The organism is Chelativorans sp. AA-79 (assembly GCF_029457495.1).
Taxonomy (GTDB): Bacteria; Pseudomonadota; Alphaproteobacteria; order Rhizobiales; family Rhizobiaceae; genus Chelativorans.
In genome coordinates this window covers 185,459-207,963 of record NZ_CP120362.1, presented here as the reverse complement: position 1 = coordinate 207,963, position 22,505 = coordinate 185,459, and the positions used below count along the sequence as shown (strand labels likewise).

Here is a 22,505-nt window from a genome sequence, read left to right as displayed (position 1 = left end):
GAGATGCACGCCCGCCCGCCGCCGGATGACCGGTGGCGCGACGCACGCGACAGATTCGGGATGGGATCAGCGGGTGATCAGCGCGAACGAGATGTCGTGCTCGGTGAGCTGCACCCTCAGATGGGTGGCGCCGAAGTTCCCGTTGAAGCTCGGGATCAGCAGGTCGGCATCGATGAATTCGACGCCGTCATCGCCACCGAAATGCCGGCGCTTGTAGTCCCACCAATCCGGATTGCCCTTAGGGTGGCATTCGGCGGAATAGACGACGAGCGGCTTTTGTCCGTCGGCGAGTTTTCCGTTCGAGATGATGTAGACCCCCTCGTCGCCAACGAGCCACAGGCCGGGCTTTTCGCCCTGGCCGGGTTTCAAGCCGTAATAGGGATTGCGGAAGCCGCCATTGGCGGCCGCGTCCGCTTCCCCGCGCGCGATGACCTTGCGCACGGCCATGATCGGGAACGTGAACATGGCGGCCTCACGCGGCCTCGGCGAGCGGCAGGTGGCGCAGATGAACCGGGAGCTTTTCCGAGATTTGCGCGTCGGTCAGATGATCCAGCAGCGCGAAGCTGCTTTCATGCCTGCCATAGACGATGACAGTGCGCTGGCCCCGATGCTCGGGCCGGAAATTCGGCCCGGCATAGCCGCGATACCGGTCCTCGGTGACGCTCCAGATATGCTCGATCTGCTCCTCGCGGGTCATCGCCTTGACCGGGCGGCACTCCCGCTCGACGATGGCGTCGCGCATCTCGACCGGCGAACCCGGCCGGGCGAGATCGCAATAGGCATGGAAGTAGCGGTCAACCCCGTTGATGCGCAGCGTATAGAACACGCTGGTGATGCTGCCGGTCAGGAATTCGCCCAGGGCGAACATCTCGCCGCGCATCCAGAGCGGCGGCAGGATATCGAGCATGTAATCGTGTTCGGGCCGGGCGATCTCGAACCATTCGCCCGCGAACAGGGCACCATCGTCGTTCTGCCAACGGTTCGGGCGCTGGGCGTGGCGATCGAACAGACGGAACATCTGCCGGCGATCGGCAACCCCGAAATAGATCTTGCGGATGGGAGAGAGGGTCATGGGTGGGCTCCTTGGCCTCCGGGGCTGGAGCGCGGCTCATCCTCTCGACGTCGCCATCGTCTTCAGCCCTTCCGGACCCCTCTCAAGCGGCCGCCTCTCCGTCCGGCCGGGTCAAGGGCCGGCGTCAGCCGGGCGAAGCGTCACCCTTGAGGCGGCCGGCGGGAATGCGGCAGCCATCCTCCTTCGGCTTCTCCCTTCCTTTCGATACCTCACTCCTTCCCAGTTCGGCGTTCCAATCGTCTTTCAGCGGACAGATCCGCTCGAACCCGCATCCTGCCTCGGCCGCAAGGGCCTGCAGTCGGCGGGCATAGATCTCGCCCTGCGCGTTGTTGTCGGTGGCCGCCACGAGATGGGCGCCCGGCCGGTGGGCGTATGTTTTAAGAGCTTCGGCCGTGGCCGGGGCCCAGCCGCCGCCGGTGCTGAGATAGAGAGTATCCGCGCGAAGCCCCTCGATCGCCGCCAGGCTCATGGCGTCGATCGCCGCCTCGGTGACACAGAGTCGAGGCGCATCGGGCCGGCCGAGACGGAACAGCATCTTGGCGCCGCCGGTCGCGAAGCCGCGCCACTCGGGACCGCGCTCCTCCCAGCCGGTCACCTCGCCGGCGTGATCGGTGTGGCCGGCCCACATGCTGCCCTTCGGGCCTTCGCGCAGGAGGTTCGCGGTGATGGCCTTCCGAATGACACGTTCTGGGATGTGGCGCGTGTCGCGCAGATAGCGCCATGTCGCCGAGCCGGGCCAGGGTTTGCGCCGGACCAGCCAGCGTTCCATGATCGTCAGGTCGGGCGCGCGGTCCCTGGCCTCGCGTGTCCAGACCGGTTCGGACGGCACAAAGCCGACCAGTTCGGCGACGACATAGAGCGCGGCGGCAAATGGAACGCCGTCGAGATGTTCCACCAGAGAGAAGACATCGCCCTTTGCATCCGACAAGGGATCGAACCAGCCCTTGCCGTCATGGATGACGATGATGATCTCGGCGGCGCGGCGATACTTCATCGCCTTTCGGCTGCTCTCCTTGAGATCGAGCGCGAACCCCGCGTCCTCCAGCACGGCGCTGCAGGGCACCTTTCCTCTCAGCTCTTCCAGGTCTGTTTTTTCCATATCTCGCCTGCGCCTTCGCGCGCTCCTCTTATCCGCTTCCCGCTCCCGCTCTGTGCCGGGACGAGGATCGGCACGCCGCGAAGAGCAAGACGGGCAAGGGCGCGGCGGGCAACCCGGCAGATTCGCGGGGCCGGACCGATCTCGCCCGCCGCGGCGAAGCCTCCCTTGCCGGGCGCAGCGCGCAAGCGGCACGCACACGCGCACGTCAACCGCTGCGTCGCTCTTCCTCGGCGACGATCGCGGTCACCATCTCGATGTCTATTTCCGCCTGCGGAGAGATGCGGGCGACTTCCGCGGCGACCTTGGCCCAGTGATAGAATTCGGTTGTCTCGCCGCGAACGCGTGCCAGGACGGCACGGCGCTGCGCCTCATAGTAGGCGTTGGGCCCCTCGGCCGCGGCGAGGCGACGGGCATCGGCCTGCCAGCGCCGGCGGATTGCGCTTCTGTGTTCGAACCAACGGCGGATCACGACGATCATAGCCCCGTTCCCTATTCTCTACCGCGTCAGATGGGATAATCGGACCCTGGGCTTCTGCTACCCTCGTGCCTGGTTCGAAACATGATGGAGAATCTGGCAATGAAACTATTTATCGGATTGGATCTCGGTCTCAACAAAACGGGGACGTGCGCCATCGATGAGGAAGGCTCACCTGTTCTTCAGGTCACGGTTCGCTCAGAACCGGCGGAAATCATCGCGAAACTGTCGAAGCTGAAAGGGGAGATAACCCTGGTCGGGCTCGAGGCCTGTCCGTTGTCGGAGTGGATTTACAGCGCTGTGCAGGACGCGGGCTTTCCGGTGTTCTGCCTGGAAACCAGACATACACAGCGTTTCCTCTCAACGCGGCCGAACAAGACCGACCGCAACGATGCGCACGGGATCGCAACCATGATGCGTGTCGGGCACTTCAAACCCGTGCATGTGAATAGCCGCCCGTCGCAGTTCGTCCGGTCTTTGTTGATCGGCCGCCGCCAGTTCATGACGACGATGCTGCAGATCGAGAACACGATCCGGGCCCTCTTACGCACCCAGGGGCTTAAACTTGGAAAGGTTCACCGCTGCCAGTTCAGCGAGCGCGTCAAGGAACTCTGTGCTGAGGAACCCTTGCTGCTGCCGGCAATCGAACCGCTTCTGGCGGCGCGCGATGAAATGCGTGCTCAAATGCGCAAGCTGAACAATGCCCTGGAACGCGCCTCGCGTGCCGATCCGATCTGCAAGCTGTTCCAGACGATACCGGGGGTCGGCCGACTGACAGCGCTCGCGTTCAAGGCGACCATCGACGATCCCAGCCGCTTCAAGCGCTCGAAACTGGTTCCAGCGCATCTGGGACTGACGCCGCGGGTGTATCAATCGGGAGAGACCGACCGGTCGGGGCATGTCTCCAAATCCGGCGACAAGCTCTTGCGCTATCTGCTGGTCGAAGCCGCGACGTCGATGATGCTGGTGTCCAAGAAATGGTGTTCCCTCAAAGCGTGGGCAGTAAAGGTCGCAAAGCGTTCGGGAACAGCCAAGGCGATTGTCGCGCTCGCGCGCCGCATTGCGATCGTCATGCACCAGATGTGGATTACAGGAGAATGCTTCCGGTTCGGCAGCAGCGATCAACAGGAGGCCGCGACCGCCTGACCGGAGGTTCCGCCGGAGACGTTCAGCTCCGAAGGGAGAAAGTCAGTCCGTCGCGATCCCTGTGCCGGTCAGTCCGAGGCCATCCCTGTGATCACCAGAGCACGCGCCGTCAGCGTGGACGACCACCTCATCGAAACCCATCATGGAGCGCAAAAGATGCGACTCCGAATAGAAGAGTGATGCGGACTAACCGGCAGAGTGATCGTGACCCTAATGGGCCGAAACCGCTCAAAAGCGGGTTCGGTAGGAAGCCGGCTTGCCGGCTGGAGATAGAGCACGGTCGCGCGTAACGCGCGACTGCCCAGAATACTTGTCTCGAGCCACCTTTGCGTCCGGCTCCGGCATGCGGGATGCTTTTGACTCTATCCCCCCAGGGAGGATAAGATCAAAGCATGAAGGAAGCACTCCATTCCACCCATCCCGCCATCATCAAACGTCTCAGACGCGCCGGAGGTCACCTGCAAAGTGTCATCGGCATGTTCGAGGACGGCCGTCCGTGCCTCGATCTCGCGCAGCAACTTCATGCTGTCGAAAAAGCGATCGCCGAAGCCAAGAAAACGCTGATCCGCGATCATCTCGACCATTGCCTGGGCGAAGCAGCGGAGAGCTTGCCGGACGCGCAGAAACAATCGATCGCCGAGTTCAAGGCGATCGCGAAGTACCTGTAACGCGCCGATGCTCGATATCCTCTCGAACCGCACCTATCGGCATCTGTTCAGCGCACAGATCATCGCTCTGATCGGTACGGGCCTCGCAACCGTTGCTCTCGGGTTGTTGGCCTTCGATCTGGCAGGAGCCGATGCAGGGACGGTGCTCGGCACCGCACTCGCCATCAAAATGATCGCCTATGTCGGCGTCGCGCCGGTTGCCGCCGCCTTTGCCGAACGTCTGCCACGGCGCGCGATGCTGGTCAACCTCGATCTGGTGCGCGCAGCAATCGCGGTGTTGCTGCCATTCGTCACCGAGGTCTGGCAGATCTATGTGCTGATCTTCCTGCTGCAATCGGCCTCGGCGGCGTTTACTCCGACGTTCCAGGCAACGATCCCCGATGTTCTGCCGGACGAGAAGGACTATACACGGGCCTTGTCCCTGTCGCGGCTGGCCTATGATCTCGAAAGCCTGGTCAGTCCGATGCTAGCCGCGCTCCTGCTCACTCTGGTCAGCTTTCATACCCTGTTCGCGGGCACGGTCATCGGCTTCTTCGCATCGGCCGCGCTTGTCGTGTCAGTTCTGCTGCCCAGCCCGAAGCCGAGCACGCCGCGCCCGATCTATGAGCGGACCACGCGCGGGCTGCGTATCTATCTCGCCACACCACGACTACGTGGTCTGCTGGCCGTCAACATGGCCGTTGCCGCCGCCGGCGCGATGGTCATCGTCAATACGGTGGTTATCGTGCAAGGCGCGTTCGAGCTGTCGCAACAATCGACGGCTTTGGCGCTAGCGGCTTTCGGTGGCGGGTCGATGCTGGCTGCGCTGACCCTGCCGCGGCTTCTCGAATCCGTCTCGGACCGCACGGCGATGTTGGCCGGCGTTGCACTCATGATCGCCGGGCTTGTCGCGGGAACGGTGCTTCCCGGCTTTGCCGCGCTTCTGCCGCTCTGGTTCGTGATCGGGATCGGCTATTCCACCGCGCAAACGCCGTCCGGCCGCTTGCTGCGGCGCTCCTCGCATGCCGAGGATCGGCCCGCGCTGTTTGCGGCGCAATTTGCCCTGTCGCATGCCTGCTGGCTTGCTACCTACCCGCTGGCAGGGTGGCTGGGCGCCACGATCGGATTGAACCCGACATTCGTGGTCCTCGCGGTCATCGCCGCCACTGCTCTGGCCGCCGCGTTGCTTCTCTGGCCGGTATCCGACAAAGAGACCATCGCGCATCGACATCCCAACCTGCCGGACAACGATCCGCACTGGAAAGAGGGCACACCGAGCGGCGGGCATCGTCACGTCCACGCCTTCATCATCGACGATCTGCATCCGCAGTGGCCACGCGAGCCCTGAGGAGAGTGTAGAGTCGTCCATGCTGCAATGGCTCATCGATATACAACGGGACATCTACCTCACGTTTGCCGATCACATAAAGGCGTTCGCGGCAGGAGGAAGCTGGACGGCGCTTGCCGCTTTCCTGCCGATGGGCATCGTCTTCGGCGCGGTGCACGCCATGACCCCCGGCCACAGCAAATCCATCCTCGCGACCTATCTGGCCGGATCGTCGTCGGGTATGGGACGCAGCCTGGTTGTGTCGCTCGTCCTCTCATTCGTCCATGTGGGCATGGCCGTCCTGATTGCGCTGCTCTCGCTTCCCTTGGTGTCCGTGGCATTGGGCAGCGTCGGGCGGGCACCGCTTCTGGAAGATGTGAGCCGGGGGCTGCTCGGCCTCATCGGACTGTGGATGCTGTGGCGCGCGGCCACCCGCGCCGGACATACGCACGCGGGTGGAGAGGGCGCGGCGGTCGGCATCATGGCCGGACTGATCCCTTGTCCGTTGACGCTGTTCGTCATGATCTTTGCCATCACCAGAGGCGTACCGCAGGCCGGGATCGCCTTCGCCGTCACGATGATGATGGGAGTAGCGCTGACGCTTTCTGCCGTCGCCATCGTCACCGTGTTCTTCCGCAGTCAACTTGTCGAGCTGCTTGCGACGCGCCCCAAGGTGATCGAAGGCGTGGCCAGAACTCTCGAAGCGGTGGCGGGACTGGTGTTGGTTGCCGTTGCGCTCAATGAGCTCTTTTGAGCCATCGAGATACGCGGGTAGATTGGATTGAATCCCGTCTTGACGCCCAGGGTCCGATTATAGAAGGGATGGCCGCCCCATTTTGTGCGATGCCCATCGAGCGCTTTGGGACAGACTGCGCACCTGCGGTGCCTCAATGACACCTGAAGCAACCAGCATTTCGCGGCGTTTTAAGCTGCGAAGATGACGTCACCGCTGCGAGCGCGCTGTCGGCGATGCGCCTTCTCGGATCGCGACAGCAGGCTCGCCATCTGCCGCGGCGCCTTGCGTTCCAGAAACCGCGCGGGCGCAGGCCGAAGAGGTAGCCCTTTTCGGAAAATCGCTGATCCCAAGTTACGAGCTGGCATTCATAGGCTTGGGCGCGCCCGTGGCCATATCGGTGCCGGTGTAGGGCAGACCGGCCTGCTTCCATGCACCGAAGCCGCCCTCCATATGAGCGAGTGGCGTCAGTCCTGCTTTCAGGGCGATCTCGGCCATCTTGCCGGACCGGGCGCCCGAGCCGCAATGCAACACGATACGCTTGCCGTCCTGTGTGGGCAGCGCCTCGGGACGGAAGAACGCCATGGGCATCAGCAGCGCGCCGTCGATATGCTCCATGATGTATTCGGGCGGCGTGCGTACATCGATCAATACGATCTCCTGCGCGTCGAGAGCCGCCTTTACCCTTTCCGGGGTCCAGTTTTCGAGTTGTGCCATGATCAGAACCTGTTCGCTGGTACCTTGAAGTAGCTGTTTCCGTCTCCCTCCGGCTCCGGCAGGCGGCCGCCTCGAAGATTGAACTGCAGCGCATGTAGCATCCGGTCGGGAAGGTTGAGTGTCGCGTCGCGCTCCTCTCGGACCTTCACGTATTCCTCTTTCGGAACGCCGCCCCCAAGGTGCTTGTTCGAGGCCTTCTGCTCCGCGACCGTACTTTCCCAGGCTGGGCCATCGCGGCCCTCCGCGCCGTAGTCGTGGCCAATGAAGATGCGATGCTCGTCTGGCAGCGCGAGGATCGCCATCAGGGAGTCGTAGAGCATGGCCGCCGAACCGCCGGGGAAGTCGGCACGCGCGGTGCCGCTGTCGGGCTGCATGAAGGTGTCATGCGCGAAGATCGCATCGCCCACCACATAGGTGATCGAGCCGAGCGTATGGCCGGGCGACAGTATCACGCGCACGTCGATCTCGCCCACGCGGAACGTGTCGCCATCGGCGAAGAGCCGGTCGAAATCGGCCTCCGGGTCGAATGCGTACGGCGTGTTGTAGAAGTCGCGCCAGAGCTCTGCGATCTCGCGCACCTTCTCTCCGATTGCGTTGGACGCGCCGGTCTTTTCCTTGAGATATGCCGCCGCCATCAGGTGGTCGGCATGGGGGTGCGTGTCAAGGATCCACTCGAGTATCAGACCCTCGCGCTCAATCCAGTCGAGCGCCCAGTCGGCACATTCGGTCGAGGTGCGGGCGCGGGCCGGATTGAAGTCGAGAACCACATCGATCAGCGCGCATTTCTTCGTCGCCGGGTCGATGCAGATGTACTGGCAACTGCCCGAGGCCTCATCGTAGAAACCGACGACATCGGGGCTTCCAGGTCCACGGGATGCGCTTTTCGAATGCGGGATTGTCATGCAGTCCTTTCCTTTCAGGTCATTCTGCGGCTTTGGCCGGATCGGCCAGTTTGGCGAGGGCCTTCCAGGCGTCATACTGGGACAGGAAGACACGTCCGTTGAGCTGGTCGAGGAAGTGTGTGCTCTCGAGGCGGTCCATCACCGGCCCCTTCACTTCCGAGAGGTGCAGTCCGACCCCCAGATCCGTGAGCCTGCGGTTGATCGCCTCCAGGCTCTCGAGGGCCGAGTAATCGATCTCGTTTACCGCGGAGCACATGAGGATCACGTGCCGTAGCGAATGACCGTCGACCACGCGGTCCTGGATGAGATCCTCGAGGAACCGGGCATTCACGAAGTAGAGGCTCTCGTCCACGCGCAGGGTGAGGAGCTCCGGATCCGTTTCGACTTCATGCCGGTTGATGTTGCGGAAATGGTTCGTTCCAGGAACGAGTCCGACCTCGGCGACATGGGGCTTCGACGTCTTGTAGAGGTGCAGCGCTATGGACAGGATCACACCGGAGGCGACGCCAATCTCGACGCCCAGAGTCAGGGTCAGAAGGATCGTTGCAGCGACCGCTGCAAAATCAGCGCGCGAGTAGGACCAGGTTTTCTTCAGGATCGAGAAGTCTACAAGGCTGAGCACGGCGACGACGATGGTTGCTGCCAGCGTGGCGTTGGGCAGATAGTAGACCAGCGGCGTCAGGGCGAGCGCGGCAATCGCTAGGCCGATTGCGGTAAAAGCGCCGGCCGCCGGCGTTTCGGCGCCCGCGTCGAAGTTCACGACCGAGCGCGCGAACCCGCCGGTGACGGGATAGCCGCCGGTGAAGGCCGCACCGAGGTTGGCGGCGCCCAGCCCGATGAGTTCCTGGTCGGGATCGATACGCTGACGCTTCTTGGCCGCGAGAGTCTGGGCGACGGAAATGGATTCCACGAAGCCGATGATGGAGATCAGGATCGCCGGGATCGCCAGTTGGCGGATCAGCTCGGGTGCGAGGCCCGGCATGGTCAAAGGCGGCAACGCTTGCGGCACCTCGCCGACGATGGAGACGCCGCGCTCGGCGAGACCGAAAGCCCAAACCGCGAGTGTCGTGACCACAACAGCAGCCACGGGACCGGCTTTGGTGACGATGTCGGCGAGAAGCGGGCCCGCGCCCATCCCGCGCAAGAGCGGCTTCAGCCCCTTGCGAACCCAGAACAGGAATGCTGTTGCGGCGACGCCGATGACTACCGTAGTCGGGTTTATCTGCCCGAGATGCGAGACAAGCGCACCACCCATCTCGATCAGCGTGTGGCCGCCCGCATCGATGCCGAGGATGTGCTTGAGCTGGCTCGTCGCGATCAGGATTCCGGAAGCGGTGATGAACCCGGCGATCACCGGATGGCTGAGGAAATTCGCCAGAAAGCCCAGCCGGAAGACGCCGAGCAGCAGAAGGAACCCGCCCGAGAGCGCCGCGAGCGTCAGCGCGGCGACGGCATAGCCCGCCGTGCCCTGTTCGGCCACCTGTCCAACGGCGGATGCGGTCAGGAGCGACACGACCGCCACCGGGCCCACGGCGAGCGCGCGGGAGGTGCCGAAGACCGCGTAGAGGAGGATCGGGGCGATCGAAGCATAGATCCCGGCCTCGGGCGGCAGGCCCGCCAGCAGTGCATAAGCCAGCGACTGCGGGATCAGCATGATCGTCACGATCACCGCCGCGAGAAGGTCGTTCGTCAGCGCAGAGCGGTCGTAGTGAGGCCCCCATTTGAGGATCGGAAAATAGCGGGCAAGTCTTGGCATCATTGCGGGTACGCTCTGGGGTTTAGGGAACGGGCGCAACCGGTGCGCCGCGTTCGCTGACGCGCGTTCAGCGGGAGGAAAGGCCGCGCGTTCCTATTACTCGGCGGCAACATCAAGCTCAGGCTTCGCCATCCATTCGCGGCCCTTCAGCATCGCCTGCCAGTAGATCGGCGGCAGCATCTTTTCCTTCAGAAACCACGCCGCCCGGCTCGGCCTTGTTCCGTCGATCAGAAAGGAGGGGAAGGTCGGCTTCACCACCCCGCCGTAGCCGAACTCCGCCAGCACGATCTTGCCGCGTTCGACCGTCAACGGACACGAGCCGTAGCCATCATACTGCGCCACGGCCGAACGTCCGGCGATATCGGCGACAATATTCTCGGCCACCGTGGGCGCCTGCTTACGCGCTGCGGCGGCCGTTTTGGCATTGGGCGCGTTCATCACGTCGCCGAGCGCCCAGATATTGTCGAACCTCTTGTGCCGTAGTGTCGCCTGGTCGACATCGACCCAGCCGGCCTGATCGGCCAGCGGCGAGACGCGGATGAAGTCCGGCGCAGTCTGCGGCGGGCAGACATGCATCATGTCGAATGCCATCTCGACGCGCCGGGGCTCTTTCTCCGGCTCCTTGACCTCGAAGGTGGCTTTCCTGGCGGGGCCGTCCACCGCCACGAGGTTGTGGAAGAAGTCGAGCTTGGCGTCGTATTTCTTCACGTACTCCATCAGCGCCGGCACGTAGTCCTTCACGCCGAAGAGAACGCCGCCCGCGTTGCAGAAGTGAATGTCGATATTCTTGAGCCGTCCGGACCGGTGCCAGTGGTCGGCCGAGAGATACATCGCCTTCTGCGGCGCGCCGGCGCACTTGATGGGCATCGGAGGCTGCGTGAAGATCGCAGTCCCGCCCCGCATCTCCTGCACCAGTTGCCAGGTATAGGGCGCGAGGTCGTAGCGATAGTTCGAGGTCACGCCGTTTCGTCCGAGCGTCTCGACAAGCCCCTCGACCTTGCCCCAGTCCAATTTGAGACCAGGGCAGACAACAAGCCGGTCGTATTTCACCACGCGGCAGCCATCCAGGATGACAGCGTTGTTCTGCGGCTCGAACGCAGCGACCGCGGCCTTGATCCAGGTGACACCCTTCGGGATCAGGATGCCCATGGTCTTGGCGGTTTCCTGCGCCTCGAATATGCCGCCACCGACCATCGTCCAGCCGGGCTGGTAATAGTGTATTTCGGCGGGATCGATGATCGCGATCTCGAGGTCCGACTTGCGCGCCTTGAGGCTTGCCGCGACGGCAATACCGGCTGCCCCCGCGCCAACGATCACCACCTTGTAGTGGGCGTCGCCCGTGTCGGTCGGTGTCTTGCCCCCATTGGCGACGCGGCGCGCGACGCCCGACATGTCGTAGCCCGCGGCCTTGGTCTTGCCGAGGATCTCAGCGAGCGGACGGCGTTTCGCCTCGGACAGCGCCCAAAGAGTCGCCGAGCGTGTTCCCGAGCGGCAATAGGCCAGGACGGGACCAGGCAGGGTGCGCATCGCTCCGGTGAATTCCTCCGCATCCTCGTCACGCACGAGGCCCGACGCCACAGGCAGATACCGCGCCTCCAAGCCATTCTCGCGCGACGCACGCTCGATTTCCTCGAATGACGGCTGGTCCGCGCTCTCTCCATCGGGCCGGTTGCAGATCACTGCCCGATAGCCCTCGGCTGCAAGCGTAGCGAGGTCGTCGGGGGCGATCTGCGGCGACACGGCAAGTCGGTCGTCGATACGGTTGACATTCATGAAGCGGTTCCTCCATCTCCTGATCTGGCGGGCCCGCCTGGTATTCGTTTCGACAGATCAGAAATGATCTCTATCGCTATGCAGACGGGTCTTTGTCATCGTTGTCGCCAACGGCAAAGAATTTGGCGCTGTACGTTTTTTTCGCCGAGTCTCTCGATCAGATCGAACGGCATTCGAGGGCCGACTTTCCCGAGATCACGGGCGACCCGGCGGGGAAACGGCCTGTATCGGCGCGCGGAACGGGGCAAACGGTTGCGAAGGCCGCGTCACAAGGCCTGCATGCTCTTCATCATCCAGAGTTGCTTCTCGTGCGTCGTGAGACGGTCGGCCAGCAGCCCGGCCGAGGCCTCGTCGCCGGCCTCCTGGATCGTCGGGAGCGCGGAGCGGATCGTCCTGGCCACCATTCCGTTGTCCGCGATCAGCTCCTTGAGCATGTCGTCCGCGGCCGGAATGTCCTCGTTGTCCTTGACGGTGGAGAGGGCCTGGAACTTCGCGTAGGTCCCCGGCGCATAATGCCCGAGGGCGCGAATCCGTTCAGCGATATCGTCGATCGAGCTCCATAGATCACGGTATTGCTCCTCGAACATTTCATGCAAGCTACGGAATTTCGGCCCTTCCACGTTCCAGTGGTAGTTGTGGGTCTTGAGGTACAAGACGTAGGTGTCCGCTAGGACCTTGGAGAGCGCCTCAGCGCATGCCTTCTTGGCTTCGTCAGTCATTTCGATGTTGCTCGTCATTTTCATTCTCCTTTGGTTGGTTGGTTTGATCAATTCGGACTCGGAACAGCTCGGAACCGGTTCAGTTGTTACAGTCGCAAAGTCGATGTCCGCTTATCGTAGGCCCTCGACCAGGTTTATCAAAGCTGCGGGCTCAAAGACCGTTTTCCGCCCTCGCGCCTCCCGCCGCCGCCTTGGGATTGCAGAAATTTCGCGAGGAAGATCCCCGAGATCACGGCCGCGGTGAAGGCGATCACCTCCCACCGGCCGGTCCCGAGCGCGGGCAGCCCCCGCCCGGGCAGAAGCCGGCGATGCCCCAGCCCATACCGAACACCGCCGAGCCGCCCAGAAGGCGGGCATCGACGGTGCGGCTGATGGGCACCTGAAACGCCTCGGCCAGAATGGGCGCGGGCAGCCCGAAGGCCAGCCGGTAGCCGATGAAGGTCGTCACCAGCGCTCCGCCTATAACGAAGATGAGCGACGGGTCCCAACTGCCCGCGATGTCAAAGAAGTTCAGCACCTTGGCCGGGTTCGCCATGCCGGAGAGTGCGATTCCGGTGCCGAACACCAGTCCGATGATGTAGGCGGCGATCAAACGCAAGGCTCAGGCTCCCAGAACGTGACGAACGACGTAGACCGTGGCGAAGGTGGTGATCATGAAGGTGAGCGTCGCTGCGACCGACCTGACGCTCAAGCGCGCCATGCCGCACACCCCATGCCCGGACGTGCAGCCGGACCCGAAGGTCACGCCGACACCCACCAGCAACCCGCCCCCGATCAGCATCGCTGTCGAAATGGGCACCTGGACCGCTGGCATCTCGCCGGTGATCGCGAGCAGCGCAAGCGGCCCGCTCACCATGCCGAGCAGCACCGCGCCGCGCCATGCGAACTCGCTGCCCGAGGACGGTGTGAGCAAGCCCGCAAGAATGCCGGTCGCGCCCATGATCCGGCCGAGAAACAGCATCAGCAACGTGGCCGCGAGACCGATCAGAACGCCACCGCCGAGGGAGGCCCAGGGTGTGAACACGGTCTCCATCGGCTCAGGCCCGGCAGGTCTTGACGCCGAGCACCGAGTAGATCGGGCAGACACGGGTCGCGGCAACGATCAGCATGACGAGCCCCACGACAGCCGCGCCGTACTTGAGCAGCGCCCCTTCGAAGAGCGGCAGACCGCTCAGAAACGCGAGATAGAGAAGCGCGAGGCCAAGGGCGGCCCGAAAGATGCGATCGACGGTTCCAACATTGACGCTCACGGCAGATCCTCCAGGATGAAAGCTGTCTGACGGATATAACTTTGCCGCACAAGCTTCAGTGACATTGTCACTGAGCGCAGGAAAAGTCGGTCGCCGGAGGCCGCGTGCGGTGAGTTTCGTTCAATCGCTTTCGGCGATCCGCGTCAGACTCTCCCTGGAGAGCAGCCGGACCCGACCGCGCGCCTGGCTTACGAACCCGCGTTTCTGGAAGTCCTGCAGGACGCGGGACACGACTTCGCGCGCCGTGCCCAGCTCCCGGGCGAGCTCGTCGTGCGTTGCCGACACCTCGACGGCCGTACCGGCGAGGGCGAGCAGCCTCGCCGCAAGGCGCACGTCGATCCGTCCGAAGGCCACCTCGTCCACGACATGTAGGAGATCCAGCAGACGGCGCGAATAGGCCGCAAACACGAACTTGCGAAAGGCCGGTTCCTCCGCCGCCAGCAGATCGAAGGTCTCTTGCGAGAGCGCAACGGCAACCAGCGCCGTTTCCGCCACCCCCTCGGCGTTGTAGGCCTCTTCGGCCAGCATGCAGGCCGTCGTCAGCACGCAGCTTTCACCCGCCTCCACCCGGTAGAGCACGATCTCGCGCCCCGATTCCGCCGTTTGCGAGACCCGGAGCGTTCCTTCGACCAGAAACAGCAGATTGTCAGGGCGGTTGTCGGGACTGAAGACAGTTTGGCCGCGTGCGTATCGCGCAACCCGTGCGCTGGCGAGAAGCCTGTCTCGCACCGTCCGGGGAAGACCGCGCATACCCTGGAACCGTTCGGTCCAGTCGCCGATGCTCATGTCGCGTTCCGCGTCGGCGCCGGGGCGCCCTTCTCGACCGTCGCGATGCGCCCCAGCAGCTGATCGTGATTGGCGGAGATGTCAGCCAGCGTGAGATCGTCGAGCACCTCCATGAACGCCCGCGTCGCCTCGTGGAGGCCCCAGGAGAGCCGGCATATCCCAATGAGGGGGCATGTATTCGAGGCCGGATTGAAACATTCGACAACATCGAGCGGTCCCTCGGTCAACCTGATGACGTCACCCACGACGATCTCCTCGGCCGGACGTGCAAGACGGAACCCGCCGCCCCGCCCGCGCTGGGTCTTGACGAAGCCGGCGCGTCCCAGCTCGTGGACGATCTTGACGATGTGCGGCCGGGCCAGCCCATGCACCCGCACCACGTCATCGACGCGGATAAGATCCGGCGCCCTAAGTGCGGCAAGTTGAAGTGATCGAAGCGCGTAGTTGGAATATGCCGTGAGCTTCATCATGTCTCCCGGTGAAACTTCTACCCAGCATATAACTTTTTTGCAAGCTGGGTGACAATGTCACTGAACGGCACGGCGAGGCGCGGTATCCGCCGGGCAACCCACTGAAAGGAAACATCATGCCTCTGCTACTAGGAGACACCGTTCCGGACTTCACCGCCGACACGACGCTCGGACCGATCTCGTTCCATGAATGGATCGGAGACGACTGGGCCTTCTTCTTCAGCCATCCGGCGGACTTCACGCCGGTCTGCACCACCGAGATGGGCCGGACATCGCAACTCAGCGCCGAGTTCGACAAGCGCGGCGTCAAGCCGATCGGGCTCAGCACCGACACGGTCGATGAGCATCTGAAATGGATCGAGGACGTCAACGACACGCAGAACACGACGCTGCGGTTCCCTATCGTCGCGGACCCGGATCTGAAAATCGCGCGGCTCTACGACATGATCCATCCGGCCCAGTCCGAAACCGCCGCCGTGCGCTCGGTCTTCATCATCGACAATGAAAAGAAGCTGCGCCTGACAATGACCTACCCGATGAGTGTCGGGCGCAACTTCGACGAGATCCTGCGTGTGATCGACGCGCTGAAGACCGGCGATGCAATGGGCGTTGCGCTCCCCGCCGACTGGCGTCCGGGCGATTACGCGATTATCCCGCCGTCGATCCCGAACGATCAGGCCAAGGGGCTGTTTCCCCAGGGCTGGGAAGAACTTCGCCCCTATCTGCGCAAGGTAAAGCTGAACGCCTGATACCGCACACCCTTGTCTACTGACGGAGCCTCGTAAATGGACCGCCGCCGCTTCCTGACCCTTGCCGCCACCACTCTGGCCATTCCCGGTCTGATTGGTCGCGCCAATGCGAGCCCGGTCGCGGGCCAGTCCCTGCCGATCCCTGACATCCTGGATGTCACGGGCTCCGCCGACGCTGTTCTGGAGGCGATCCAGGGCACGACGGCCTTTGTCGACGGCGGTGCGGCTCGCACAACAGGGTACAGCCAATCTTATCTCGGCCCGGTGCTGCGAATGCGCCGGGGCGAGATTGCCAGGCCGGTGGTGAGGAACCGTCTCGACAGTCCCGTGACCGCGCATTGGCACGGGGCGCATGTTGCCGGTGCTGTGGACGGCGGTCCCCAACTCGCCATTGCCTCGGGCGGGACATGGGCGCCGGAGTTGGAGATTGACCAGCCGGCGGCGACGCTCTGGTATCATTCGCACATTCACGGACAGACCGGACGACAGGTCTATCACGGGCTCGCCGGCATGATGATTGTCGAGGATCCGGGTGCGAAAAATCCAGGGCTGCCCTCGGAGTGGGGTGTGGACGACATACCGGTGATCATTCAGGATCGTCGGTTCGGGCGCGGCGGGGAACTCGCTTATGACCTCGACATGCCGACCGTCATGCACGGTTTTCAAGGAGATACGATCCTCGTCAACGGCGCGGTGCAGCCGAACGCCAGCGTCGCACGCGGTCTTGTGCGCCTGCGTTTGCTGAACGGCTCCAATGCACGGATCTACACGCTGAAGTTCGAAGACGGGCGCGGGTTTCACCAGATCGCGTCGGACGGTGGTTTTCTGCCCGCGCCCGTGGCGCGGGATTCGCTGGTGCTGGCTCCTGCCGAGCGGGCCGAAATTGTCATGGACCTGTCGGATGGTGCAACCGTCCGGATGGTTTCGTTGCCTGATGCGAATTCGCCGATGGAAGGCATGATGGGCGGCGGCGGGATGATGCAGCGCATGATGGGCGGTATGGATGGCACTGATCCGGAAGCCGTGACGGATGAGGGCGCATTCGCGGTCCTGAGCCTTACACCCGACCGCCCCGCACCCGCTTCGCAGGCACTGCCGCGCGTCCTTGCCGGCGGACCCGCGCCAATCACCGCCGAGCCGGTGCGGCGCCGGCGGATCGATCTTCAGATGGGTCCGATGGCCATGCGCGGCGCCGGCAACCCGCTGGCCATCAACGGCCAATCCTACGACATGGGCCGGATCGACTTCGAAACGCGACGTGGAGAGGTCGAACTCTGGGAGGTGTCATCCGACATGATGGCGCATCCCTTCCATGTGCATGGCACCGCGTTCACCGTCCTGAGCCGCAACGGACGCAGCGTTCCCTTCGAACAATTGGGAGCCAAGGACATCCTCCTGGTCGACGGCAAGGCGGAGATCCTCGTCGAATTCCGAAAACCCGCCGACCGCGCGGCACCCTACATGTTCCACTGCCACATCCTCGAACACGAGGATGGCGGCATGATGGGACAGTTCACCGTCGCCTGACGCACAAATCGGAAGAACTTTCATGTTCGACAGCTTCAGTGCAGAAACGCTTGCCCGGTTCCAGTTCGCGTTCACCGTGTCCTTCCACATCATCTTTCCAGCCTTCACGATCGGCCTGGCCAGCTATGTTGCCGTCCTGAACGGCCTTTGGCTGCGAACACGGGACAGGACGTATCTGAAGCTGTTCGACTACTGGAAGAAGATCTTCGCCATTGCCTTCGGGATGGGTGTCGTGTCGGGCATCGTGATGTCCTACCAGTTCGGCACCAATTGGTCGGTCTTTTCGGATCGCGCTGGACCGGTGATCGGCCCGCTTATGGCCTATGAGGTTCTTTCGGCCTTCTTCCTCGAGGCAGGGTTCCTCGGAATCATGCTGTTCGGTCGCGAGAAGGTCGGCGACCGGCTTCATATGTTCGCCACGGCCATGGTCGCTTTCGGCACGCTGATGTCGGCCTTCTGGATACTGTCAGCCAACAGCTGGATGCAGACGCCACAGGGCCACGCCATCAGTGAAGCGGGCCAATTCGTGCCGGAGGATTGGTGGGCGATCGTCTTTAACCCGTCCTTTCCCTACCGCCTTGCACACATGGTGCTCGCGGCCTTCCTAACGACCGCCCTGGTCGTTGGCGCGGTCGGCGGAGTTCACCTCCTGCGCGATCGCTCGGACCGGGAGGCACGGCGCATGTTCTCCATGGCCATGTGGATGGCCGCCATCGTCACCCCGATCCAGATCTTCGCCGGCGACTTGCATGGCCTCAACACGCTCGAGCATCAGCCTGCCAAGGTCATGGCGATGGAAGGTCATTACGAGAGCCATCCTGATGGCGCCCCGCTCATCCTGTTCGGAATCCCGAACGAAGAGCAACGGCGGATCGACTACGCGCTCGAGATCCCGAACCTGAGCTCACTGATCCTGAAACACCACTGGGACGCCCCTCTCGAGGGCCTCGACACCATTCCCGACGATGAGGAGCCTCCGGTCGGGATCGTCTTCTTCAGCTTCCGCGTGATGGTGGGGCTCGGTTTCGCGATGCTCGGACTCGGGCTTTGGAGCCTCTGGGCGCGCTGGCGCGGGCGGCTCTATGACAGCCTGTGGCTGCATCGCACGGCCGTCCTGATGGGGCCGAGCGGCTTTGTGGCGGTTCTGGCGGGCTGGATCACCACCGAGGTCGGCCGGCAGCCCTTCACAGTCTACGGAATGCTTCGCACCAGCGACAGTCTCGCTCCGGTCGATGCCCCCGCCGTGGCGACGTCGCTTCTGGCCTTCATCGTCGTCTATTTCTTCATCTTCGGTGCGGGTACGTTCTACATGCTCCGAATGATGAACATGCGCGCCGGCACACCGAAGCTGGGTCTGCGCGAAGGACCGATCCGGACCGCCGGCATTACGCCCGCCCCCGAGATTGATCCTGATTTCATCCCCGGAGAGTAAGGAGGGCCCCATGCCGTTCGATCTTGCATTCATCTGGGCCGGCCTGATCGCCTTCGCCGTGCTCACCTATGTTGTTCTCGACGGCTTCGATCTCGGGATCGGAATCCTGTTTCCATTTGGCCGGTCCGAGAGCGACAAGGACCTGATGATGAACTCGGTCGCTCCGGTCTGGGACGGCAACGAAACCTGGCTGGTGCTGGGCGGCGGCGGGCTCTTCGCCGTCTTCCCGCTGGCCTACGCCATCGTCATGCCGGCACTCTATATGCCGATCACCCTGATGCTTCTGGCGCTCGTCTTCCGTGGCGTCTCCTTCGAGTACCGGTGGCGGACACGGCGCTGGAAAGGCGTCTGGGATGCGGCCTTCTTCGGCGGATCGTTCCTCGCAGCGCTCTGTCAGGGCATCGCGCTCGGCGCCCTCGTGCAGGGGATCGAAGTCGAAGGTCGCGCCTATGCAGGTGGCTGGTTCGACTGGCTGACGCCGTTCTCGATCCTGACGGGACTTGCCGTCGTGGTCGGATACGCGCTCCTCGGCGCCGCCTGGCTGGTGATGAAGACCGAAGGCGACGTCCAGGCGCAGATGCGCAGACACGCATGGTGGCTCGGCACGGCCACGCTCGTGTTGATCGGGCTCGTCAGTCTGCTGACCCCGCTCCAGGACGGGATATACTTTCAGCGCTGGTTCAGCTTGCCGGGCAGTCTCTGGACGATGATCGTCCCGCTCGTCATGCTAACGCTGGTCTGGCTGTTCTACACAGGATTGAACGACCATAGGGATCTGCAGCCGTTCCTCTCGGCCCTCGGTTTCTTCGTGGTCAGTTTCGTCGGAATCGGGATCAGCTTCTATCCGATGATGGTGCCGCCGAGCCTCACGATCTGGGAAGCTGCAGCGCCCGACAGCAGTCTTGCGTTCGCTCTCGTCGGCGCAGCAGTCTTGATCCCGATAATCCTAGCCTATACCGCCTATGCCTATTGGGTGTTCCGCGGCAAGATGGACCCGGAGGCCGGGTATCACTGATGTTCGGTCGTTCCCGTTTCTCACGCTGGCTCTGGTTCGTCGGGATTTGGGTAGCGAGCGTCAGTGTCCTAGCACTCGTCACGGTTGTCATTCGCCTGACAATATCCTGAATTTTCTGTTTCCGCCGACGAACTCCATTGCTACGGACGGCCGAACCACCGCCCCACTCAACTCCAACGGCAAGCGTGTTCTCCAGCACCTGCGACAGCGGCCGGGGAACAAGTTGCGACGAGGAAGAACAGTGCGAAGGCTGCTGCCACGCCGATGCTTGCCGATCACAGGAGGCCCCGCCTGCGCCCACAGCAATCAAGATGAGCACCGCTTCAAGTCCCTCGCGTAGAGCAGCACTGAAGGAGCGATCCCCGCTACGCTTGGGCTTGAATAGTGATAGCACGTTCGGCTCTGGCTGTCGGAACGGTGCCCGTAATCGATCACGAAGCTCGCCGTTCAGATCTTCCGTCCGTACGCGCGGCGTGCCAAGGCTGCGCTCGTCGTGGCGCTCACGGTTGTGTGCGTCAAGTTCAGCAAGTTGGGTCGGCCTTGTAATTGGCCACGCGGCAGCATTGAGCACGAGTTACTTGTGTTCCTTGAGGTCGCCGCTGTTGATGCAGCGATCTGCCTCGAGCCGGTTTTCATAGGTTTCGACAGCCATATTGCGCTGTGGCGACAAAGGGCTGCGCCGACTGCCATAAGTGGCGGCTGCGGTCACGGCGCACAGGTCGACGGATTCCAGCATCCTGCGAACTTGGGCGTGGAGCTGAAAGAACGGCTCGGCCTCAGGCGCGCGGCCGTGACCGCCCCAATCAGCGAATTTGCAGAACTATCGACACTACCCGGGAAGCCCGATGAGGCGAGATTGCGACGGACAGGAGTTCTCGGTTTCCGGCTCGATACGATTGAGTTTGCCACAATGCCGGTTGCGGACGAACAGCCAGTTTACAGAGCATGAAACTTCGGATGAAAAACAAATCGGAAGCATCATCCGGTCTGGAGGAACTTAGAGGTTCCAGTTCCGATTCTGCGCCCCTCTGGGAAATCCGGCTCGCTAGGTGCTGCGCACTGGCGACGGCGGCATTTCACCTCAACCAGGGCACGCTCCTTGCCTCGCCACACTGATGCTGATGGTTGTTCTGCGAAAAGACACGCCGTCGCTACCGGAAATCTTTACTTTCGGAGCCGCACACCCGGACCGCCTCCATTCTCGTTGATGAACTCCGCGCCGTTTGATTCCAAGACCTGTTTCAGAGCGTCTAGCACTTCGTCAGGGCACGAGACGTTGCCATTCTCAAGGCGGGTAACCGTAAGTCCAGAGACCTTTGCCTGTCTCGCGAGTTCACGGACGGAGAGTCCCAGCCCTACTCTGGCCATCCGGCACTGAGACGGAGAAAGGTAACGATCTTGGTTGTGCTCGACACTGTATTTCTGGTCGCTGCCGGAACGCTCCTCTGCCCTCTGATCAGTTCTGCGCGCAGGAGACGCGCCTGCCGCAAGCTCGGCAAGATTCCCACGCATTCGCGATAGGATATCCCGTGACCGTTTCACCGCTTGGTCGTCCAATTCGTTGCCAGTGGCAACGCAGAGCTCTGTTACGAGTTTCTTGATCCTTCTGACGAGTGGAATCGCCTCGGGCTGCAATAGAACCCGCCTCGCTCGGCGGTCGTCTTCGTCAAGCTCCCGCTTGACCAGGCCGGCAGCCTGCAAGCGATCGAGCGCGCCGACGAGGGTCATGGCCTCGCAGCAAAGCAATTGCGCCAATTGCGTCTGGCGGAGACCTTCATTTTCCGCCACCGTCAAGAGCACGCGCGCCTGGGTAGGCGTCACTGCAATCCCCGCAGCCTCGAGTGCGAGCGAAAGCTGTCGGTGGAACGACTTGGCAAAGGCGAGCGCTTCAAGGGCAAGGGCGACCTCTTTCGGAACTCTATCGGCCATGGTTTGTCAAAGAGCCTTTGATCGGACCTTCGGCCTGTCGACGTGTGGGTTGGACATCTCCATCCGCCCGATCAGCAGGCTGCAGGCCAGATGGTCGGCGAGATACGTGGTCACCGACCCTGACCACCACCTTGCCAAGGTTCCATGCTGGCGGTGGCCGACGACAACGAGATCGGCCTCGATCTCCCTTGCGACGGCGCAAATCTCCGGTCCGGGGTCGCCCATATTGAGGCGGGCTTCGGGCCGAAGACCCATGTCTCGCAACCGCCGCTCGCCTTCGGCGAGAATGTTTCGGTAGACCTCGCTCTGGTCGCCGACAATTCCCGAATGCACGCCCTCCGCAAGCACGATGCCCGTGGAAATCTGCACCACCGCCAGCAGGCAGACCTGCGCTCCGCACAGTTGCGCGAGCCGCGCACCCTCGCCAAGGGCAAGACGCCCGTCGACAGACCCATCATATGCCAGCAGCATCTTGCGGTACATATCAGTAGCCCTTGCTTCATGATCGAGGCTAAGCTATTGAGTAGCACACTATCAATAAGAAAGCTAAGACTTTGGATCCAAGCAGAGAGTTTGTCGTGGAACTTGGCCGGGTCGGGCGCCGTTGGCGAACGCTCCTCGACGCGCGCGTGAAGCATCTGGGACTGACGCAGGCGCGGTGGATTGCACTTCTGCATCTGCGGCACTCAGGCTGTCTTGCGCAAAGGGACCTCGCCGACAAGATCGGCGTGGAAGGACCCACCTTGGTGCGTCTGCTGGACGCGCTCCAGGAGCGGGGGCTGATCGAGCGCCTCGAGGCCGGCGATGACAGGCGCGTCAAGAAAATCCACCTCACCGAGAGCGCCACACCGCTCATTGACGAGATAGACCGCATTGCGGATGCCTTCAGGAAAGAAGTGATGGAAGGCATACACCCGGACGATGTGGCGACCGCGCATCGCGTGCTGCGTCTCATCGGCAGCCGACTTGAAGGACTATAGA

At 62.8% G+C, this 22,505-nt stretch carries 25 protein-coding genes and 1 pseudogene; 9 read left to right on the top strand and 17 right to left on the bottom strand.

Annotated elements, in window-relative coordinates; genetic code table 11:
* Nucleotides 1-66: 66 nt before the first annotated feature.
* From PVE73_RS26970 to PVE73_RS26955, 4 genes are all read right to left on the bottom strand, one after another.
* Nucleotides 67-465: a DUF3085 domain-containing protein gene (locus tag PVE73_RS26970; protein WP_277367676.1), complete on the bottom strand. Its 399-nt coding sequence runs from the start codon at nt 463-465 to the stop codon at nt 67-69.
* Between the two features lie 7 nt (nt 466-472).
* Entirely contained in the window at nt 473-1,072 is a 600-nt protein-coding gene (locus PVE73_RS26965; protein WP_277367675.1) for a DUF1419 domain-containing protein, read from the bottom strand.
* A gap of 124 nt (nt 1,073-1,196) precedes the next feature.
* Nucleotides 1,197-2,171: a DUF3991 domain-containing protein gene (locus PVE73_RS26960; protein WP_277367674.1), complete on the bottom strand. Its 975-nt coding sequence runs from the start codon at nt 2,169-2,171 to the stop codon at nt 1,197-1,199.
* Between the two features lie 205 nt (nt 2,172-2,376).
* A complete protein-coding gene (locus tag PVE73_RS26955; RefSeq protein ID WP_277367673.1) occupies nt 2,377-2,649 on the bottom strand; it encodes a hypothetical protein in 273 nt (90 codons plus the stop codon).
* Nucleotides 2,650-2,748: 99 nt separating this feature from the next.
* Here PVE73_RS26955 and PVE73_RS26950 point away from each other — a divergent pair, with 99 nt between their 5' ends.
* From PVE73_RS26950 to PVE73_RS26935, 4 genes are all read left to right on the top strand, one after another.
* Complete coding sequence (locus PVE73_RS26950; protein ID WP_277367672.1) at nt 2,749-3,792, top strand: IS110 family transposase; 1,044 nt, start codon at nt 2,749-2,751, stop codon at nt 3,790-3,792.
* Nucleotides 3,793-4,184: 392 nt separating this feature from the next.
* On the top strand, nt 4,185-4,460 hold the full coding sequence (locus PVE73_RS26945) for a metal-sensing transcriptional repressor (protein WP_277367671.1): 276 nt from the start codon (nt 4,185-4,187) through the stop codon (nt 4,458-4,460).
* A 7-nt stretch (nt 4,461-4,467) separates the two neighbouring features.
* On the top strand, nt 4,468-5,787 hold the full coding sequence (locus PVE73_RS26940) for an MFS transporter (protein ID WP_277367670.1): 1,320 nt from the start codon (nt 4,468-4,470) through the stop codon (nt 5,785-5,787).
* A 19-nt stretch (nt 5,788-5,806) separates the two neighbouring features.
* Nucleotides 5,807-6,520, top strand: a complete 714-nt coding sequence (locus PVE73_RS26935; RefSeq protein ID WP_277367669.1) for an ABC transporter permease — start codon at nt 5,807-5,809, stop codon at nt 6,518-6,520.
* 333 nt (nt 6,521-6,853) lie between these two features.
* On the opposite strand, the gene PVE73_RS26930 is transcribed toward PVE73_RS26935, so the two are convergent.
* From PVE73_RS26930 to PVE73_RS26885, 10 genes and pseudogenes are all read right to left on the bottom strand, one after another.
* A complete protein-coding gene (locus PVE73_RS26930) occupies nt 6,854-7,216 on the bottom strand; it encodes a rhodanese-like domain-containing protein (RefSeq protein WP_277367668.1) in 363 nt (120 codons plus the stop codon).
* Nucleotides 7,217-7,218: 2 nt separating this feature from the next.
* Complete coding sequence (locus PVE73_RS26925) at nt 7,219-8,118, bottom strand: MBL fold metallo-hydrolase (RefSeq protein WP_277367667.1); 900 nt, start codon at nt 8,116-8,118, stop codon at nt 7,219-7,221.
* A gap of 19 nt (nt 8,119-8,137) precedes the next feature.
* Nucleotides 8,138-9,874 carry a sulfate permease gene (gene sulP, locus PVE73_RS26920; protein ID WP_277367778.1) on the bottom strand — a complete coding sequence of 579 codons (1,737 nt, stop codon included), beginning with the start codon at nt 9,872-9,874 and terminating at the stop codon, nt 8,138-8,140.
* 96 nt (nt 9,875-9,970) lie between these two features.
* Nucleotides 9,971-11,647 (bottom strand): bifunctional protein tyrosine phosphatase family protein/NAD(P)/FAD-dependent oxidoreductase, encoded by a 1,677-nt coding sequence (locus tag PVE73_RS26915; RefSeq protein ID WP_277367666.1) that lies wholly within the window; start codon nt 11,645-11,647, stop codon nt 9,971-9,973.
* A gap of 266 nt (nt 11,648-11,913) precedes the next feature.
* A complete protein-coding gene (locus tag PVE73_RS26910) occupies nt 11,914-12,384 on the bottom strand; it encodes a Dps family protein (protein ID WP_277367665.1) in 471 nt (156 codons plus the stop codon).
* 119 nt (nt 12,385-12,503) lie between these two features.
* Nucleotides 12,504-12,964, bottom strand: a pseudogene (locus PVE73_RS26905) (DUF6691 family protein).
* A 3-nt stretch (nt 12,965-12,967) separates the two neighbouring features.
* The gene (locus PVE73_RS26900) at nt 12,968-13,399 is read right to left on the bottom strand and encodes a YeeE/YedE thiosulfate transporter family protein (RefSeq protein WP_277367664.1); all 432 of its coding nucleotides are present in this window, start codon (nt 13,397-13,399) and stop codon (nt 12,968-12,970) included.
* A gap of 4 nt (nt 13,400-13,403) precedes the next feature.
* Complete coding sequence (locus PVE73_RS26895; RefSeq protein WP_277367663.1) at nt 13,404-13,616, bottom strand: DUF2892 domain-containing protein; 213 nt, start codon at nt 13,614-13,616, stop codon at nt 13,404-13,406.
* 120 nt (nt 13,617-13,736) lie between these two features.
* Entirely contained in the window at nt 13,737-14,402 is a 666-nt protein-coding gene (locus tag PVE73_RS26890) for a Crp/Fnr family transcriptional regulator (protein WP_277367662.1), read from the bottom strand.
* Entirely contained in the window at nt 14,399-14,869 is a 471-nt protein-coding gene (locus tag PVE73_RS26885) for an Rrf2 family transcriptional regulator (protein ID WP_277367661.1), read from the bottom strand. Before PVE73_RS26885 ends, PVE73_RS26890 begins: the two co-directional genes overlap by 4 nt.
* A gap of 119 nt (nt 14,870-14,988) precedes the next feature.
* On the opposite strand from PVE73_RS26885, the gene PVE73_RS26880 reads away from it, so the two are divergent.
* From PVE73_RS26880 to cydB, 4 genes are read left to right on the top strand one after another with little or no spacing between them, the layout of a single operon-like run.
* Complete coding sequence (locus PVE73_RS26880; protein ID WP_277367660.1) at nt 14,989-15,621, top strand: peroxiredoxin; 633 nt, start codon at nt 14,989-14,991, stop codon at nt 15,619-15,621.
* A gap of 36 nt (nt 15,622-15,657) precedes the next feature.
* A complete protein-coding gene (locus tag PVE73_RS26875) occupies nt 15,658-17,148 on the top strand; it encodes a multicopper oxidase domain-containing protein (RefSeq protein ID WP_277367659.1) in 1,491 nt (496 codons plus the stop codon).
* A gap of 22 nt (nt 17,149-17,170) precedes the next feature.
* Nucleotides 17,171-18,580, top strand: a complete 1,410-nt coding sequence (locus PVE73_RS26870) for a cytochrome ubiquinol oxidase subunit I (protein ID WP_277367658.1) — start codon at nt 17,171-17,173, stop codon at nt 18,578-18,580.
* 10 nt (nt 18,581-18,590) lie between these two features.
* The gene (gene cydB / locus PVE73_RS26865) at nt 18,591-19,595 is read left to right on the top strand and encodes a cytochrome d ubiquinol oxidase subunit II (RefSeq protein WP_277367657.1); all 1,005 of its coding nucleotides are present in this window, start codon (nt 18,591-18,593) and stop codon (nt 19,593-19,595) included.
* A 574-nt stretch (nt 19,596-20,169) separates the two neighbouring features.
* Here cydB and PVE73_RS26860 read toward each other — a convergent pair.
* From PVE73_RS26860 to PVE73_RS26845, 3 genes are all read right to left on the bottom strand, one after another.
* Nucleotides 20,170-20,331 carry a hypothetical protein gene (locus PVE73_RS26860; protein ID WP_277367780.1) on the bottom strand — a complete coding sequence of 54 codons (162 nt, stop codon included), beginning with the start codon at nt 20,329-20,331 and terminating at the stop codon, nt 20,170-20,172.
* Between the two features lie 428 nt (nt 20,332-20,759).
* On the bottom strand, nt 20,760-21,524 hold the full coding sequence (locus PVE73_RS28300) for a MarR family transcriptional regulator (RefSeq protein ID WP_346772427.1): 765 nt from the start codon (nt 21,522-21,524) through the stop codon (nt 20,760-20,762).
* Nucleotides 21,525-21,530: 6 nt separating this feature from the next.
* Nucleotides 21,531-22,007 carry a universal stress protein gene (locus tag PVE73_RS26845; protein WP_277367656.1) on the bottom strand — a complete coding sequence of 159 codons (477 nt, stop codon included), beginning with the start codon at nt 22,005-22,007 and terminating at the stop codon, nt 21,531-21,533.
* Nucleotides 22,008-22,102: 95 nt separating this feature from the next.
* Here PVE73_RS26845 and PVE73_RS26840 point away from each other — a divergent pair, with 95 nt between their 5' ends.
* Nucleotides 22,103-22,504 carry a MarR family transcriptional regulator gene (locus PVE73_RS26840; RefSeq protein ID WP_277367655.1) on the top strand — a complete coding sequence of 134 codons (402 nt, stop codon included), beginning with the start codon at nt 22,103-22,105 and terminating at the stop codon, nt 22,502-22,504.
* Nucleotide 22,505 lies beyond the last annotated feature (1 nt).

Coding starts and splice junctions, on each gene's coding strand:
- PVE73_RS26970 (WP_277367676.1), bottom strand. CDS start 465: ATGTTCACGTTCCCGATCATGGCCGTGCGCAAGGTCATCGCGCGCGGG.
- PVE73_RS26965 (WP_277367675.1), bottom strand. CDS start 1,072: ATGACCCTCTCTCCCATCCGCAAGATCTATTTCGGGGTTGCCGATCGC.
- PVE73_RS26960 (WP_277367674.1), bottom strand. CDS start 2,171: ATGGAAAAAACAGACCTGGAAGAGCTGAGAGGAAAGGTGCCCTGCAGC.
- PVE73_RS26955 (WP_277367673.1), bottom strand. CDS start 2,649: ATGATCGTCGTGATCCGCCGTTGGTTCGAACACAGAAGCGCAATCCGC.
- PVE73_RS26950 (WP_277367672.1), top strand. CDS start 2,749: ATGAAACTATTTATCGGATTGGATCTCGGTCTCAACAAAACGGGGACG.
- PVE73_RS26945 (WP_277367671.1), top strand. CDS start 4,185: ATGAAGGAAGCACTCCATTCCACCCATCCCGCCATCATCAAACGTCTC.
- PVE73_RS26940 (WP_277367670.1), top strand. CDS start 4,468: ATGCTCGATATCCTCTCGAACCGCACCTATCGGCATCTGTTCAGCGCA.
- PVE73_RS26935 (WP_277367669.1), top strand. CDS start 5,807: ATGCTGCAATGGCTCATCGATATACAACGGGACATCTACCTCACGTTT.
- PVE73_RS26930 (WP_277367668.1), bottom strand. CDS start 7,216: ATGGCACAACTCGAAAACTGGACCCCGGAAAGGGTAAAGGCGGCTCTC.
- PVE73_RS26925 (WP_277367667.1), bottom strand. CDS start 8,118: ATGACAATCCCGCATTCGAAAAGCGCATCCCGTGGACCTGGAAGCCCC.
- sulP (WP_277367778.1), bottom strand. CDS start 9,874: ATGCCAAGACTTGCCCGCTATTTTCCGATCCTCAAATGGGGGCCTCAC.
- PVE73_RS26915 (WP_277367666.1), bottom strand. CDS start 11,647: ATGAATGTCAACCGTATCGACGACCGACTTGCCGTGTCGCCGCAGATC.
- PVE73_RS26910 (WP_277367665.1), bottom strand. CDS start 12,384: ATGACGAGCAACATCGAAATGACTGACGAAGCCAAGAAGGCATGCGCT.
- PVE73_RS26900 (WP_277367664.1), bottom strand. CDS start 13,399: ATGGAGACCGTGTTCACACCCTGGGCCTCCCTCGGCGGTGGCGTTCTG.
- PVE73_RS26890 (WP_277367662.1), bottom strand. CDS start 14,402: ATGAGCATCGGCGACTGGACCGAACGGTTCCAGGGTATGCGCGGTCTT.
- PVE73_RS26885 (WP_277367661.1), bottom strand. CDS start 14,869: ATGAAGCTCACGGCATATTCCAACTACGCGCTTCGATCACTTCAACTT.
- PVE73_RS26880 (WP_277367660.1), top strand. CDS start 14,989: ATGCCTCTGCTACTAGGAGACACCGTTCCGGACTTCACCGCCGACACG.
- PVE73_RS26875 (WP_277367659.1), top strand. CDS start 15,658: ATGGACCGCCGCCGCTTCCTGACCCTTGCCGCCACCACTCTGGCCATT.
- PVE73_RS26870 (WP_277367658.1), top strand. CDS start 17,171: ATGTTCGACAGCTTCAGTGCAGAAACGCTTGCCCGGTTCCAGTTCGCG.
- cydB (WP_277367657.1), top strand. CDS start 18,591: ATGCCGTTCGATCTTGCATTCATCTGGGCCGGCCTGATCGCCTTCGCC.
- PVE73_RS26860 (WP_277367780.1), bottom strand. CDS start 20,331: ATGCTGGAATCCGTCGACCTGTGCGCCGTGACCGCAGCCGCCACTTAT.
- PVE73_RS28300 (WP_346772427.1), bottom strand. CDS start 21,524: ATGGCCGATAGAGTTCCGAAAGAGGTCGCCCTTGCCCTTGAAGCGCTC.
- PVE73_RS26845 (WP_277367656.1), bottom strand. CDS start 22,007: ATGTACCGCAAGATGCTGCTGGCATATGATGGGTCTGTCGACGGGCGT.